The sequence below is a fragment of the Mesorhizobium sp. B2-8-1 genome, from assembly GCF_006440955.1.
In the GTDB taxonomy this organism is placed as follows: domain Bacteria; phylum Pseudomonadota; class Alphaproteobacteria; order Rhizobiales; family Rhizobiaceae; genus Mesorhizobium.
In genome coordinates this window covers 371,522-385,916 of sequence record NZ_VFTX01000005.1, presented here as the reverse complement: position 1 = coordinate 385,916, position 14,395 = coordinate 371,522, and the positions used below count along the sequence as shown (strand labels likewise).

Annotated in this window: 19 protein-coding genes and 1 pseudogene; 15 read left to right on the top strand and 5 right to left on the bottom strand. The window is 62.9% G+C overall.

The window, feature by feature from the left end:
• Positions 1-15: 15 nt before the first annotated feature.
• From FJ428_RS16400 to FJ428_RS16345, 12 genes and pseudogenes are all read left to right on the top strand, one after another.
• Positions 16-444 (top strand): hypothetical protein, encoded by a 429-nt coding sequence (locus FJ428_RS16400; protein ID WP_140879791.1) that lies wholly within the window; start codon positions 16-18, stop codon positions 442-444.
• Positions 445-563: 119 nt separating this feature from the next.
• A complete protein-coding gene (locus FJ428_RS16395; RefSeq protein WP_140498628.1) occupies positions 564-923 on the top strand; it encodes a hypothetical protein in 360 nt (119 codons plus the stop codon).
• A 119-nt stretch (positions 924-1,042) separates the two neighbouring features.
• Entirely contained in the window at positions 1,043-1,963 is a 921-nt protein-coding gene (locus tag FJ428_RS16390; RefSeq protein ID WP_140625130.1) for a DMT family transporter, read from the top strand.
• Positions 1,964-2,005: 42 nt separating this feature from the next.
• A pseudogene (locus FJ428_RS30945) lies at positions 2,006-2,098 on the top strand (molybdenum cofactor guanylyltransferase MobA); the annotation flags it as partial.
• A gap of 76 nt (positions 2,099-2,174) precedes the next feature.
• Positions 2,175-2,684, top strand: coding sequence for a molybdopterin-guanine dinucleotide biosynthesis protein B (gene mobB / locus FJ428_RS16380; protein ID WP_140879790.1), 510 nt, complete (start codon positions 2,175-2,177; stop codon positions 2,682-2,684).
• 159 nt (positions 2,685-2,843) lie between these two features.
• The gene (locus FJ428_RS16375; protein WP_140498631.1) at positions 2,844-3,629 is read left to right on the top strand and encodes an ABC transporter substrate-binding protein; all 786 of its coding nucleotides are present in this window, start codon (positions 2,844-2,846) and stop codon (positions 3,627-3,629) included.
• Positions 3,630-3,703: 74 nt separating this feature from the next.
• A complete protein-coding gene (locus FJ428_RS16370; protein WP_140498632.1) occupies positions 3,704-4,420 on the top strand; it encodes an ABC transporter permease in 717 nt (238 codons plus the stop codon).
• On the top strand, positions 4,417-5,241 hold the full coding sequence (locus tag FJ428_RS16365) for an ABC transporter permease (protein ID WP_140498633.1): 825 nt from the start codon (positions 4,417-4,419) through the stop codon (positions 5,239-5,241). Before FJ428_RS16370 ends, FJ428_RS16365 begins: the two co-directional genes overlap by 4 nt.
• Before the next feature lie 110 nt (positions 5,242-5,351).
• On the top strand, positions 5,352-6,221 hold the full coding sequence (locus FJ428_RS16360) for an NAD(P)-dependent oxidoreductase (RefSeq protein ID WP_140498634.1): 870 nt from the start codon (positions 5,352-5,354) through the stop codon (positions 6,219-6,221).
• A 7-nt stretch (positions 6,222-6,228) separates the two neighbouring features.
• Positions 6,229-6,933, top strand: a complete 705-nt coding sequence (locus FJ428_RS16355) for a DNA alkylation repair protein (protein WP_140648943.1) — start codon at positions 6,229-6,231, stop codon at positions 6,931-6,933.
• Positions 6,893-7,471, top strand: coding sequence for a GNAT family N-acetyltransferase (locus FJ428_RS16350; RefSeq protein ID WP_140525214.1), 579 nt, complete (start codon positions 6,893-6,895; stop codon positions 7,469-7,471). The genes FJ428_RS16355 and FJ428_RS16350 overlap by 41 nt, the downstream gene beginning before the upstream one ends.
• 68 nt (positions 7,472-7,539) lie before the next feature.
• Positions 7,540-8,088 (top strand): DUF3299 domain-containing protein, encoded by a 549-nt coding sequence (locus FJ428_RS16345; protein WP_318012477.1) that lies wholly within the window; start codon positions 7,540-7,542, stop codon positions 8,086-8,088.
• Positions 8,089-8,134: 46 nt separating this feature from the next.
• Here FJ428_RS16345 and FJ428_RS16340 read toward each other — a convergent pair whose 3' ends face one another.
• The 4 genes from FJ428_RS16340 to FJ428_RS16325 all read right to left on the bottom strand — a co-directional run bounded on the left by FJ428_RS16340 (position 8,135) and on the right by FJ428_RS16325 (position 10,639).
• Positions 8,135-8,626, bottom strand: a complete 492-nt coding sequence (locus FJ428_RS16340; protein WP_006205209.1) for an Lrp/AsnC family transcriptional regulator — start codon at positions 8,624-8,626, stop codon at positions 8,135-8,137.
• A gap of 108 nt (positions 8,627-8,734) precedes the next feature.
• Positions 8,735-9,352 (bottom strand): uracil-DNA glycosylase family protein, encoded by a 618-nt coding sequence (locus FJ428_RS16335; RefSeq protein ID WP_224518976.1) that lies wholly within the window; start codon positions 9,350-9,352, stop codon positions 8,735-8,737.
• Positions 9,353-9,354: 2 nt separating this feature from the next.
• Positions 9,355-9,966 carry a glutathione S-transferase gene (locus FJ428_RS16330; protein WP_140879789.1) on the bottom strand — a complete coding sequence of 204 codons (612 nt, stop codon included), beginning with the start codon at positions 9,964-9,966 and terminating at the stop codon, positions 9,355-9,357.
• 49 nt (positions 9,967-10,015) lie between these two features.
• Positions 10,016-10,639 carry a thermonuclease family protein gene (locus tag FJ428_RS16325; RefSeq protein ID WP_140879788.1) on the bottom strand — a complete coding sequence of 208 codons (624 nt, stop codon included), beginning with the start codon at positions 10,637-10,639 and terminating at the stop codon, positions 10,016-10,018.
• 74 nt (positions 10,640-10,713) lie between these two features.
• Between FJ428_RS16325 and FJ428_RS16320 the strand changes: the two genes are divergently transcribed.
• Complete coding sequence (locus FJ428_RS16320; protein ID WP_140879787.1) at positions 10,714-12,234, top strand: HAMP domain-containing sensor histidine kinase; 1,521 nt, start codon at positions 10,714-10,716, stop codon at positions 12,232-12,234.
• A gap of 37 nt (positions 12,235-12,271) precedes the next feature.
• Here the strand turns inward: FJ428_RS16320 and FJ428_RS16315 are convergent, their stop codons facing one another.
• Positions 12,272-13,270, bottom strand: coding sequence for a nicotinate-nucleotide--dimethylbenzimidazole phosphoribosyltransferase (locus FJ428_RS16315; RefSeq protein WP_140879836.1), 999 nt, complete (start codon positions 13,268-13,270; stop codon positions 12,272-12,274).
• Between the two features lie 161 nt (positions 13,271-13,431).
• Between FJ428_RS16315 and FJ428_RS16310 the strand changes: the two genes are divergently transcribed.
• Together FJ428_RS16310 and FJ428_RS16305 are read left to right on the top strand one after the other, a co-directional pair.
• Positions 13,432-13,665, top strand: a complete 234-nt coding sequence (locus FJ428_RS16310; RefSeq protein WP_140515375.1) for a DUF1289 domain-containing protein — start codon at positions 13,432-13,434, stop codon at positions 13,663-13,665.
• Positions 13,666-13,678: 13 nt separating this feature from the next.
• Positions 13,679-14,383, top strand: coding sequence for a TIGR02281 family clan AA aspartic protease (locus FJ428_RS16305; protein ID WP_140557180.1), 705 nt, complete (start codon positions 13,679-13,681; stop codon positions 14,381-14,383).
• Positions 14,384-14,395: the final 12 nt, after the last annotated feature.

Sequence of the window (14,395 nt, the reverse complement as noted above, 5' to 3'; positions counted from 1 at the left end):
TGCTGGAGGAATGGAATGAAGTGCGCGCGCTCGGTATTGGCATTCGTTGCGGCGATCGCCGCAATCCCCTCGGCCGCCGCTCCTTTCACCTACACCAACGAGCGATTCGGCACGGTCTGCACCTTTCCCGATGATGTTTTCACCGACCGCCAGCCCGAACCGGACAACGGTGACGGCCAGCAATGGCTCGCGCCCGACGGCGCCAGCCTGATCTGTTCCGGCATCCTGAATATCGACAACGACACGCCGAGGCACTTCGTCGCGACCGAGAAAGCCAGCACGGCCGTGCTTTCGGGGCTGAAGGCCGGGAACATCTTTTATGAGCGCCGCCTGTTCGGCAAGGACGGCGTCATCCGCACCGTCTGGATCGAATATCCGCCGGCCGTGAAGCCGAAATACGACCCGCTGGTCGGCGCCATCGCCGCCAGCCTCGAGGGACCGTGACTATTGCGGCCATGCCGCAATAAATCTCCGCCGGCGGATGCCCGCCTGATTTACCCCAGCCGTTTTCGCGCCTAGCCTTCCATCCGGTAGCGGCTTTCGCTCCGTTGGGGGAAAACATTATGCGCAAATTCATCTTTTCTGTTGCCTTGCTCGGCCTCGCCGCCATGCCGGCGGCGGCGCAATCCATCGGCGGCACTTACGATGTCGCCGGCACCAATTTCGATGGTTCGGCCTATGGCGGCGAAGCAACCATCACGCTGACAAGCGGCACGACCTGCACGATCCATTGGGAAACCGGCGGCTCGTCCTCGGACGGCATCTGCATGCGCAACGACAACGCCTTCTCGGCCGGCTATGTCCTGGGCAAGGAGATCGGCCTTGTCGTCTACAAGATGGATGACGACGGCTCGCTGCACGGCCTGTGGACGATCGCCGGCAAAGACGGCAGCGGCACCGAGGTGCTGACGCCGAAGAAGTAAGGCCGGCCATCCGCGGTTGAAATTCTGGGCCGCGATCAAGGCCGTGGCCCAGCCCTTTGTCGTTGCTGTTTCGGTCCCGGCTGCTACAGGCTTTTTTCAAAGCAGAACCGGTAGAGATCTTGCCCCTTTCTCCCAATCTTCGCGGTGCGTTGTTCATGGTGGTGGCGATGGCCGGCTTCACCCTCAATGACGCGATCACCAAATATTCGTCGCAGTCGATGAACATGGCGCAGGTCATGCTGATCAGAGGCGCATTTGCCTCGCTCTTCGTCGGCCTGCTTGCCTGGCAGCGCGGCGCGCTGGTCCGGCCGCGCTCGATGCTGCAGCCACTGGTGGCGCTGCGCGTCCTTGCCGAGGCCGGCGCGACGGTGACCTTCCTGGTCGCGCTTGCCCATTTGCCGATCGCCAGCGTCTCGGCCGTCCTGCAGGCACTGCCGCTGGCCGTGACAATGGGCGCGGCCCTTGTCTTCGGCGAGGCGGTCGGCTGGCGCCGCTGGCTGGCGATCGCCGTTGGATTTGGCGGCGTGCTGGTCGTGGTGCGCCCGGGCTTCGAGGGGTTCAGCATGTTTTCGCTCGTGGCGCTGGCCAGCGTCGCCTGCTGCGCGGTGCGCGATCTCGCCACCAAGCGGATTCCGCAGGCTATCCCCACGCTGCTGGTCTCCACCGCAACGGCATTGGCCATGACGGTGGTCGGCGCGCTGCTGCTGTCGCCGATGGGCGGCTGGACACCGATGACGGGAAAAGCCACTGCGCTGCTGGCGCTCGCAGCAGTGCTGGTGCTCATCGGCTACCAATTCATCATCATGGCGATGCGCTCGGGCGAGATTTCCTTCATAGCACCGTTCCGCTATACGGCGCTGCTCTGGTCCATTGTGCTCGGCCTGCTGGTCTTCGGCGATGTCCCCGACATGACAATGATCATCGGCGCCAGCACAATCGTCGGCTCCGGCCTTTACGCGCTTTATCGTGAGCGCGTCGTCGGCCGGCGCAGGATCGTCGCGGAAAGCACTGGTCCTGCCATGGCCCCGGACGGCATATAAGAGGCTCGCGGGGAATTTTCGCGAAGGCGCACGGGCTCGATGATGGTGAGAGATATTGCGGGATTGATGCTGGCCGGCGTTCAATCCAGACGCAGGGGCGGCGGCGACAAGACCTTGCTGCGGCTCGAAAGCGGCTGGCCACGGCGGCCGATCAACATCAACATGCCCGACGATCTTGCCAAGGCGGCGCGGTTGCTGCAGAGCATCTGAGATGAACAAGCGCCTCTTCGGCATCACCGGCTGGAAGAACTCCGGCAAGACGACCCTGACTGAGAAACTGGTCGCGGAACTCGTTGGGCGCGGCTGGAGGGTTTCGACCGTAAAGCACGCCCATCATGATTTCGACATCGACAAGCCGGGCGCGGACAGCTTTCGCCACCGGCAGGCAGGAGCCATGGAAGTCGCCATCGTCTCCGCCAATCGCTGGGCGCTGATGCACGAATTGCGCGGCGAGGATGAGCCGGCGCTGGAAGCGATCCTGTCGCGGCTTGCGCCGTCCGACATCGTGCTGGTCGAAGGCTACAAGCGCGAAGCCCACCGCAAGATCGAAACCCGGCGCCTGGAGGCGAAGGACCGGACGCCGCTTTCGGCGGGTGACCCCGGGATCGTTGCCATTGCGGCCGACTTCGCCATCGAGGACAAAAGCCTGCCGGTGTTCGATCTCGACGACGTGAAATCGATAGCCGACTTCGTCGAGCGCGCGACCGGCCTCGTTGCTTGAGAAGTAACGTAACGGCAGAAGGACATTGCCGATTTTCGTGGTTTTGCAGTTGCTTTTTTCTTGGAAAGAGTGGGAGTATCGGGCCAGCGGGCGGTCAAAAGCACCGCCCCCACAGAGCCGTTTCGGAACGACGGCCGGGACCATAAAGAGAGGATCATTATGCGTATTGCACTGCGTATCGCGCTCGCCGCTTCGGCCGCGCTGCTGACGCTCGGCGTAGCCCAGGCCCAGGAAAAGACCCTGAGGATCGGCACCGAGGGCGCCTACCCGCCCTTCAACAACCTGACTTCCGATGGCAAGCTCGTCGGTTTCGACATCGACATCGCCCAGGCGCTCTGCGATGAGATGAAGGTCAAGTGCACCTTCGTTGCCCAGGATTGGGACGGCATCATCCCGGCGCTGCAGGCGGGCAAGTTCGACGCCATCGTGGCATCGATGTCGATCACGCCGGAGCGTGCCGAGAAGGTCGACTTCACTCACAAATACTACAACACGCCCTCGGCGCTCGCCGTGCCGAAGGATTCGACGCTGAAGGGCGTGACCAAGGAGGACCTCGCCGGCAAGAGTATCGGCGTGGCCACCACGACGACCCATTTCAACTATGCCTCGAAGACCTACACCGACAGCACGATCAAGGGTTATCCGAGCAGCCCCGAGGAACAGGCGGATCTGGCCAACGGCCGCCTCGACGCCATCGAGGATGATATCGTGGTGCTGCAGCAGTGGCTGGATTCGCCTGACGGTGCCTGCTGCAAGATCCTCGGCCAGCCCTCGCCGCAGCCGGTCGAGATTTTCGGACCTGGCGCGGGCATTGCGGTGCGCAAGGGCGAGACCGATCTGGTCAACAAGCTGAATTCCGCCATCGACGCCATCAGGGCCAACGGAAAATACAAGGAAATCAACGACAAGTACTTCAAGTTCGACGTCTACGGCGCCGAGTCCTGATAATCACCTCCAAGGGCGGCAGGGTCTCCCTGCCGCCTTACCCGATCTGGGAGCTCTGGAGATAACACCACTCGATGCCAGCCCAAAGCATATGGACACTTCTCAGTTGGGGACCCAATGGCTGGCTTGACGATATCGCCTATGGCGCGGTGGTCACCATCGCGCTGGCGCTCGCCACGCTTCCGATCGGCCTGACGATCGGCTTTTTCATTGCCTGGGCAAAGCAATCCGAAGAGCCTTCGCTGCGGCTGGCCGCGAACATTTACACCACCATGTTTCGGGGCCTTCCGGAGCTGGTGACGCTCTTCCTGTTCTTCTTCGGCATGCCCATCCTGCTGCAATACATCATCCGCTTCTTCAGGCCCGAGGCGACGATCGATGTCGACAGCTTCATCGCCGGCATGATCGTGCTCTCGCTGATCTTCTCTTCCTATGCCAGCGAGGTATTCCTTTCGGCCTTTCGCGCCATTCCGAAGGGCCAGTATGAGGGCGGCTATGCGATCGGTCTGTCGAAGTGGCTGACCATGCGCAAGGTGATCCTGCCTCAATTGCTGCGCATCGCCTTCCCCGGTCTCGAGAATTGCTGGCTCAGCCTGCTCAAGGACACAGCCCTGGTCTCGGTCGTCAACCTCGCCGAGACCTTGCGCAATGCGGGCGTCGCGGCGCGCGTCACCAAACATTCGTTCCTGTTCTACAGCGTCGCGGCGCTGGTCTTTCTCATCCTGGCAATCCTGTCTTCGATCGCCACCGGCTTCATCTTGCGGTCGCTCGGGCAGAAGGAAGCGCGATGAGCGTCACCGACACCATTGCCGTCGATCGGCCGCCGCCGCCGGCGCGCGGCTGGCCGCGTGCCCGTATCGTGGGATACGCACTCGTCGGCCTCTGGATCCTCTTCGGCTTCGGCATACTGGCCTATCTGGTCTCCGCGTGGAACGGCGAGTTCTTCGCACGATATGCGCCGGCCTATCTGCAGGGACTTGGAACCACCCTGTCGCTGGTGGCTGTGTCGATGGTGGCCGGCGCCATCCTGTCGCTGCCCGTCACCTATGGCCGCATGTCAAACAACCGGTTGCTGTCGTGGCCCGCCTATTGCTACGTCTATTTCTTCCGCGGCACGCCGCTGCTGGTTCAGGTCTATCTGGTCTATTACGGGGTCGGTTCTTTCCGCGTGCAGCTCGAATCGGTTGGGCTATGGTGGTTCTTCCGCGACGCCTTCAACTGCGGCGTGTTCGCCTTTGCGCTCAACACGGCCGCCTATCAGGCCGAAATCTTGCGCGGCGCCATAGAGAGCGTTCCAAGGGGCCAGTGGGAAGGCGCCGCTTCGCTCGGCCTGCACAAGTTGCAGACGCTGCGCAAGGTCATTCTGCCCCAGGCGATCATCGTGGCCTTGCGACCCTACGGCAATGAACTCGTTCTGATGATCAAGGCCTCCGCGATCGTCGCCATCATCACCGTCTACGACCTGATGGGCAATGCGAAACTCGCCTACGCCAAGTCCTTCGACTTCCAGGCCTATGTCTGGGTGGCGATCGTTTATCTGGTGATGGTCGAGATCCTGCGCCACGGCGTCGAATGGATCGAGCGCCGGATTACCATTCACCTGAAACGGTAAGCTTACCTGATCTGTGCCAGTCGATGGCTCGGCGCCCGCCTTGACGAATCCGCCGCATGGCCTAGACCTTCCGCAACTGCAATCTCTGCTCCCGTCGGAAGGAACAAGCCATGGCATCGGTGGCATTTCTCGGTCTTGGCGTCATGGGCTACCCCATGGCCGCGCATCTGAAGAACAAGGGCGGCCATGACGTCACCGTCTACAACCGCACCGGGGCAAAGGCGGAGCAATGGGTCGCCCAGCACGGCGGCGCTCTCGCCCTGACGCCGGCGCAGGCTGCCGAAGGCAAGGACTTTGTTTTCTCGTGCGTGGGCAATGACGACGATCTGCGTTCGGTGACGACGGCAAAGGACGGTGCCTTTCAGGCCATGAAAAAGGGCGCCGTCTACATCGACAACACCACGGCATCGGCCGAGGTCGCGCGCGAATTGGCCGAGACCGCACAGGAGCGCGGCTTCTCGTTCCTCGACGCGCCGGTCTCCGGCGGCCAGGCCGGCGCCGAAAACGGCATTCTGACCGTCATGGTCGGCGGCGATCAGGCAGCCTTCGACAAAGCCAGGCCCGTCATCGACGCCTATGCCCGGATGGTCGGGCTTATGGGACCGGCAGGCGCCGGCCAGCTCACCAAGATGATCAACCAAATCTGCATCGCCGGGCTGGTGCAGGGACTGTCCGAAGGCATCCATTTCGGCAGGAAGGCCGGGCTCGACATCGAGAAGGTCATCGATGTGATCTCCAAGGGCGCAGCGGGCTCGTGGCAGATGGAGAACCGGCACAAGACGATGAATGCAGGCAAATACGACTTCGGCTTCGCGGTCGACTGGATGCGCAAGGATCTCGGCATCTGCCTTGATGAAGCCGACCGCAACGGGGCCAGACTGCCCGTGACGGCGCTCGTCGACCAGTTCTATAAGGACGTCCAGGCGATGGGCGGCAGGCGCTGGGACACATCCTCACTGCTGGCGAGGCTGGAAAAGTAGAACGCAAATGTCCCTGCCCTGCCCGAGCTGGAGCGCGGACGACATCGTCGCTCACCTGCGCTCGATAGGCACGCAGGAAAACCGCGCCGGCATGGCCCGGTTCGGCATCAACACCGCGACGGCGCTTGGTGTAGGCAATTCGGATTTGCGGCCGCTGGCGCGCAAGCTGAAGCGCAATCACGAGCGGGCGCTTGCCCTGTGGGACAGCGGTGTTCGCGAGGCGCGGCTGGTGGCGGCGTTCACCGGGGAGCCGAAAAGGATCACGGCCGAGCAGTGCCGCCGCTGGGCCGGCGATTTCGATTCCTGGGAGATCGTAGACAGCGTTTCGGATCTCTTTGCTGAAACGCCGTTCCGGCGTGAGTTGATCGAGGAGTTTGCTGCCGACGAACGCGAGTTCGTGCGCCGCGCCGGCTTTGCCATGGTGGCGTGGAGCGCAGTACATCTGAAGCAGGAGCCGGACGCGACGTTTCTCGCCTATCTGCCGTTGATCGGGGCGCATGCCGGCGATCCGCGCAATTTCGTCAGGAAGGCGGTCAGCTGGGCGCTGCGGCAGATTGGCAAACGCTCGGCGGCGCTGCATGCCCCTGCCCTTGCGCTCGCGCAAAAGTTGGCCGGATCATCCGACAAGACGGCGCGCTGGATCGGCCGGGACGCCGTGAAGGAGTTAACGGATGCCAAAAGGCTGGAACGGCTCACCTCCAGAAAAAGCTGATCTTGCCGATATCCGGTTCACGGAGGTGACGCCGGCAACACGCGGCGACTTCGAGATATTGTTCGAGCAGCCGGGTGCGCCAAAATATTGCTGGTGCATGGCGTGGCGGCAGTCCGTCCGCGAGCACATCCCGAATGATGAGAAAAAGCGCCAGATGATGGCACTTATCGATGCCGGCAGGCCGGTCGGCATCCTCGCCCAGATCGACGGCAAGACCGTTGCCTGGTGTTCGGTCGCGCCGCGCGAAACCTACCGAAGGCTTTCAAAGCGGCAGGACGACAGCGAGACGGGGGTATGGTCGATCGTCTGCTTTTATGTGCCAAGGGCTTTGCGCGGCCGCGGTTTTGCTTCCGCATTGCTCGATGCGGCCATTGACCACGCGTTCGCCAAGGGGGCGCATATCATTGAGGCCTATCCGGTGGGCGAGGCATCGCCGAGCTACCGTTTCATGGGGTTTCGCGACATGTTTGCGGCGCGCGGCTTTCACGACGCCGGCATGACCGGTTCTCGCCGGCATGTAATGCGGCTCGAGCGTTGACGTCGCCGGTGGCGGTGTCTTTACTCGAACGCAAAGGAAAACGTCCGATGACCAAACGTCTCATAGCCATGGCAGCGTTCGCAGGCGCAATGTCGGCATTTACAGCCGCCCTCGCTTCGGCCGAGACCACACACATATTCTGGAAGGATCTGCGCCCGGCGACCCAGGCGGTTGCAGAAGAAGCCGGCCTGCCGATGATCGCGGCAAAATTGCCCGATCACGGCGAGACGTTATCCCTCGGCCTGCAGGACAAGACCATACAAATAGCCGGCTATGCGTTGCCGGTCGATCGCGAAGGCGATCTTGTCTATCAATTCCTACTGGTGCCGTGGACCGGGGCATGCAGTCACATGCCGACGCCGCCGCCCAACCAGATCGTCCTGGTCACCCCGGCTCATCCCTACAGGATGTCGCAGGCCTACCAGCCGGTTTCCGTAACCGGCGCGCTGAAACCGGGCATGGAGAAGAGCCAGCTGTTCATCCTGGACGGCGTCTCGGTCATCCAGTCGGGCTATACCGTGCGCAAGGCAGGCGTGACCGGCGTCGACACCGTGCCGGACACAATAACCCTACCGGTCAACTCGCCTTGGACTTTCCTCAACAAAAAGAAGAACTAAGCAAGGCGAGCTTGCGTGACCTTGCATGCATCAAGGCCACGCGCGCTCAGGCCGCGTTCGCACCCGATTCCTTGTCCAGCACCATGTAATCGAGCGGGATTTCGGTCGTGTATTTGATCTGCTCCATGGCGAACGAGGACGAGACGTCGCGAATCTCGATCTTGGCGATCAGCCGCTTATAGAAGGCATCATAGGCTGCAATGTCGGGCACCACGACACGCAGGAGATAGTCGACATCGCCGCTCATGCGGTAGAACTCGACCACCTCGGGGAATTCCTGGATGACTTCGGAAAAGCGCCGCAGCCATTCATGGCTGTGCGAATTGGTGCGGATCGAGACGAAGACGGTGACCCGCACATTGACCTTTTCATGATCGAGAATGGCGACACGCCGCTTGATGACGCCCTCTTCCTCGAGCTTCTGGATGCGCCGCCAGCAAGGGGTCGTCGACAGTCCCACTTTCTTGGCGACATCTGCGACCGCGAGCGTCGCGTCCTCCTGCAGGAGGCGGAGAATTTTTCGGTCAAGGCGGTCCATTGAAAGCTCCTGAAGGAATGGATTGGCCATAATCGGCGTTATTATAGGCTTTCACAAGAAAAAAATTCTGCTGATTGGCGGAAAAGCCGGTGGTTTCTTGCTGAATGTCTAACCGAGGCGATAGCGGATTTCCGACCTGAGGAAAGGCAGCAAATCCATTTCAAACCAGGGATTCCGCTTCAGCCAGCCGGTGTTGCGCCAGGACGGATGCGGCAGCGGCAGCACCTTCTGGCCAGCGGATTTCTCCCAGATGGAGCGCCAGTCCCTCACCGTTTCCGTCAGGGACGGGCGCCGCGCGGCACCCATGTGCCAGGACTGCGCGTAGATGCCGATCGTCAGCACCAAGTCGATCTGCGGCATGAGCCCCATCAACGGCGCGCGCCAGGCCGGCGCGCATTCACGCCTTGGCGGCAAGTCGCTGCCCTTGGCGTCCTGGCCGGGGAAACAGAAGCCCATCGGCACGATAGCGAACTTCTCGGTGTCGTAGAACTCCTCGCTGGTGACGCCGAGCCAGTCTCGCAGCCGGTCGCCCGAAGCATCGGTGAACGGCATGCCCGACAGATGCACCTTGGTTCCCGGCGCCTGGCTGGCAATCAGGATGCGGGCATTCGACGAGGGTCGCAGCACCGGGCGCGGTTCGTGCGGCAGTGGCCGGCCGATCGGATTGTCGACGCAGATGCGGCAGGCGCGAACCGTCGCGGCGAAGCTTTCGAGTTCCGCAGTCATCCTCAGGCCGCGGCACTCGGCCGGCTCGAAACCATCCGATACCAGCGCAACACATTGCTGCACTCGTCCGGCACCTTGATGCGCGCCGGTTTCATAAAATCGATGGCGATCATCCCGGTGATATCGGCGATCGAATAGGCGTCGCCGGCGGCGAATTCGCGGGTTCCCAGCTCGCCCTCGAGAAGTCGCAGGAATTCGATTGCCTTCGGCTTGTTGGCCTCGCCCCACTCGGGAATCTGCGGGATCTCCCATTCCTTCATAGCCGGATGGGTGTGGCGGAAAGCTTGCGCGACGCAGGTCAGCAGGTTGAATTCCATCCGCCTTTGCCACATCTCGACCTGCGCCTTGCCGAGCGCCCCGCGACCGAACAGTGCGGGCTCGGGATTGAGTTCCTCGAAATAGCGGCAGATGGCGACTGACTCGGTGATGACGGTGCCATCGTCAAGCTCCAGCACCGGCAGCCTCCGTAAGGGATTGAGCGAGCTGACGGCCTGTTGCCTGTGTTCCAGCGCGCCCATGTCGACGGACACCAGCGGAACCGCGATTCCCTTCTCGGCCAGAAAAACGCGAACCCGTCTTGGGTTGGGCGCTCGGCCGCCGTCGAAGAGCTTCATTCGATCCTCCAGTTCTTGCCGGTGATGGCAGGGTTCAGCTTCCGCCGGCTTACCAGAAGCGGAAGATCTCTCGCACGGCATCGCCGATGGAGGCGAGCGTGCCATGTTTTCTCTCGACGGACTCGCCATGGTGGCTGTCGCGCCAATCTTGCGGCTGGTCGAACGTACCTGCCCAGATACCGGCCTTTGCCGCGCGCGCGATCGCTTCCTCGCTCTCGTAATCGCCGAAAGCGACCGCCCAGCCTGCCTCGACCTGTGCGCGGTTGAGATCGATGTCCCCGGCCCTGCAATCGCCGAGCAGCCGGCCGTAACGATCGCGCTGCCAGCCGCTGCAGATGACGGGCCTGCCGGCGATCAGGCGCACCAGAGATTGGCGCGCAAGCGTGCCACAGGAATAATCGGCGCCGTTCTTGCGGCAGGTCTGGGTGTATTCCGGCGCGTCGATGCCGCGCATGCGGATGCGTTCGGCCCCGAGCGTGATCGAGTCGCCATCATTGATGATGGCGACGCCCTGTGTCTTTCGCGTCTCCACGCGATCGAGGCGCGCCGCAAGCACGATCAGCAACCCCAGAATAATGACGGTCAGCCCGTAGTCCAGCAATTTGCGCCACAGGCTCCGCGGACGCGGCGCAGCGTACCGCCGGCGCGGTCCCTGCGACCAGGAACGGCTCATATGGCAAACGGTTGGTTAATCATTCGAACGTAGCTTAACACCTTGAAATGCCGCCCGCATAAATTGAAGTCTTCATGCCTTTGCAACGCTCGAACACAGCGGACAAATTCATTGTGGACCGCAGGAAACGCCATCGCAACAGCGATGTCGCGCGCGCGGTGCGCAAGACGCGCGACCGTCTTTCGCAACAGGCTGGCAATCCGGATTTCGATCGCGAACTATTGAAACTCCATGCGCGCGCGATGACCAGCGGGGCCATTGCCATTCCGCTGCTTGTCCTGGCGATCGCCGCGCTTGGCCGGCTGGCCGGCATCGGCAATGAGATCATTCTCTGGGCGCTGTTCACCCTGACCTGCTACACGATGTTGGCTTTCATGGCGCGCCGCGTCGAACGCGTGGAAGCGTCCGATCTTAACCCGTTGCAAACCCAGAGAGAATTCCTGTTCGCACATTTCCTGTGCGGCCTCGGCTGGGGCTGGTTCGTCTGGATCGGCTGCGGTGCCTGCGCGGTCGACCAGTTTCAGGTGGTCAAGGCCGTGGTGCTGCTGCTTGCCATGGCCGGAACCGCTATCATGGCCTCATCCCTGCGCGGGGCGCTGCTGGCGACTTTCGCTGTTCCGGTGACGCTTTACGCCTACGCCGAAATAAGGCTGTGGATGCCTGTCGGGGCGATCATGGCCGTACTGCTCGTTCTTTCGCTGCCTTTCTTTGCCTATATCGCGCGGAACCTCAACCGCTCCTCCCTGATGCTTTTGTCGTTCCGCTCCGAAAAGGACGCACTGATCGCCGAAGTCGAGACCGCGAAATCGATGTCGGACGAGGCGCGGCGGCGCGCGGAAGATGCCAATCTGGCGAAATCGCGCTTTCTTGCCTCGATGAGCCATGAATTGCGCACGCCGCTCAACGCAATTCTCGGTTTTTCCGAAGTGATGTCGAACGAAGTGCTGGGGCCGATGAGCAATCCCACTTATCGCGACTATGCCCATGACGTGCACGAATCCGGCCAGCATCTTCTCGACCTCATCAACGAGATCCTCGACCTGTCGCGCATCGAGGCCGGCCGGTACCAGCTCAATGAAGAGCCGGTGATGCTGCTCGGCATTGTCGAGGATTGCTGCCACATGATGGAGTTGAAGGCGCGCAACAAGGATATCCGCGTCATTCAGGATTTCGAACATGCCTTGCCGCGCCTGTTCGCCGACGAGCGCGCGGTGCGCCAGATCACCCTCAACCTCTTGTCCAACGCGATCAAGTTCACCGCCACCGGCGGCGAAATCCGCGTGCGCGTCGGCTGGACGGCCGGCGGCGGACAATACATCTCGGTCAGGGACAACGGCCCCGGCATACCGGAAGACGAGATCCCGGTAGTGCTTTCGGCCTTCGGCCAGGGTTCGATCGCCATCAAGAGCGCCGAACAGGGCACCGGACTTGGTCTGCCGATCGTGCAGGGCCTGCTCGCCATGCATGGCGGCGAATTCCAACTTCATTCCAAGCTGCGCGAAGGCACAGAGGCGATTGCCATCTTCCCGCTGAGCCGGGTGATGGAGGAACTGCCGGCCCTGCCGACCGCGGCGGTCGCGGCGCGTCGGCGTTGACGCGCCTCATGCGTGGAATGAGCGACGAATGCTCGGCCTAGCCGCGAACGGCCGCGGCCATGCCCGAACTGGTCAGTGCCGCTGCCTTGATTAGGCCGGCGGCAAGTGCCGCGCCTACTCCCTCGCCGTGGCCGACGCCGAGGTCAAGCAAGGGGCGAAGGCCAAGGCGCTCGGCGGCCTGCGCATGCGCGGGCTCCGGCGACAGGCCGGCGAGAAGGCAATGATCCAGCGCGGCAGGATTGGCGGCATGCAGGACCGCTGCGGCTGCCGTTGCCGCAACTCCGTCGAGCAGCACGGGGATTCTCTGCATCCGTGCCGCAAGGATGGCGCCGGCTATCGCCGCGAACTCGCGGCCGCCGAGCCGGCGCAGCACCTCCAACGGCTCATCGAGATGGCCGGCGTGGAAAGCCAGCGCCGCATCGACCACCTCCGCCTTGCGCGCCTGCATCGCCGCATCGGCGCCAGAACCCGGGCCGACCCAATCGGCGCCCTTGCCGCCCAACACGGCCGCGAACAGGGCCGCGGCGACGGTGGAATTGCCGACGCCCAGATCGCCGAGGCAAAGCAGGTCGGCGCCGCCGGCGATCGCCTCCATGCCGAAGGCCATGGTCGCGGCGCAACCCCGCTCGTCGAGTGCGGCATCCTGCGTGATGTCGGCTGTCGGAATATGCAAGGCGAGATCGAAAACCTTCAGCCCGAGGTCGTTGGCGACGCAGACCTGGTTGATCGCTGCACCGCCGGCCGCACACAGTTCGACGGCGTTGGCGGTCGCCGCCACGGCTCTCGGCGAGACGCCGTGCCTGACAACACCATGGTTGCCGGCAAAGACCGCGACCAGAGGCCGCGTCACTGCCGGCGGCGCACGGCCACTCCATGCTGCCAGCCAGGCAGCGATATCCTCGATGCGACCAAGCGAGTTCCTTGGCTTGTCCGCCTTGGCGAACAGCGTTCGCACACGGGCCTCCGCTGTCGTGTCGGCCGCCGGCAGATTGGCCAGCAGGTTACGGAAATCGTCGAAAGGCTGTGCTCTGGTCATGTCGTGGAATTCGTCCTTGCAGATGGGCAGCGGCATAGCCGCCCTCGTGCGCCGGCACAACCTCCCGCTCTTGATGTAAAAGCGGCCGCGGGCGACGCATTCCCGAGGGCTTGCAAAGGCCATGTCGTTGCACCATGTGGAAGTCAGCCAAGGAAACATCCATGACGGCCATCGAATCCCCATGCATTCTGGTCTGTTCGATCGATATGAAGACCGGTTTTTGTTTTGGGTGCGGCCGCACCCGGGACGAGATCGGCGCCTGGATCGACATGACGGCGCAGGCGCGCCGCGACGTCATGGCCCAACTGCCGGCGAGGCTGGAGACGGTCGAGCGCAGGCCGCGCCGCGAAACCCGCCGCACCCGGATGGCGCGCGAACGCGACGCGCTCTCGTGAACGGATTGCCGACATGAACCGCCTGTTCTGGATCCTGATGCTCGTCATCGGCGTCGGCGCGGTGCTGCTGATGTTCGACGATTCCGCCGGCAATACGCTCGGCGTCGAAAACGATGATTTCGGCCGGTTGATCTGGCTGGGCGCCTTCGGCGCGCTCATCGGCGCCGGCCTTCTAAGGTCGGGCCGCCCGCTCAGCGCCATGGCGCGCAATCTCGGCGCGTGGGCGGCGATCGCGCTCGCGCTGATCGCCGGCTATCAATATCGCTACGAATTGCAGGATTTCGCCAACCGGGTAACCGCTGGCCTTGTTCCCGGCAGCCCGCTGGCGCTGGGCATCGAGGACGGCCATGCCACCGTGACGCTCGACAAGGCCGACAATGGCCATTTCGAGGCGCGCATCCTGATCAACGGCGCGCCAGTGCGCACGGTGGTCGACACAGGAGCGACCAGCACCGTGTTGACGTCGCAGGACGCCCAGGCAGCCGGGATCAATCCCGCCGCTCTCGATTTCACCATACCGGTCTCGACCGCCAACGGCACGGCGCGCGCCGCGGCTGTGAAAACCAACGAACTGGCCATCGGCGGCATCGTGCGAAAGAATATGCCGGTGATGGTCGCGGCACCCGGTATGCTTGGCCAGAGCCTGCTCGGCATGAACTTCATCAGTTCGCTGTCCGGCTTCGACGTGCGCGGCGACCGGATGACCCTCCGGGATTGACGTTCGGCAAAA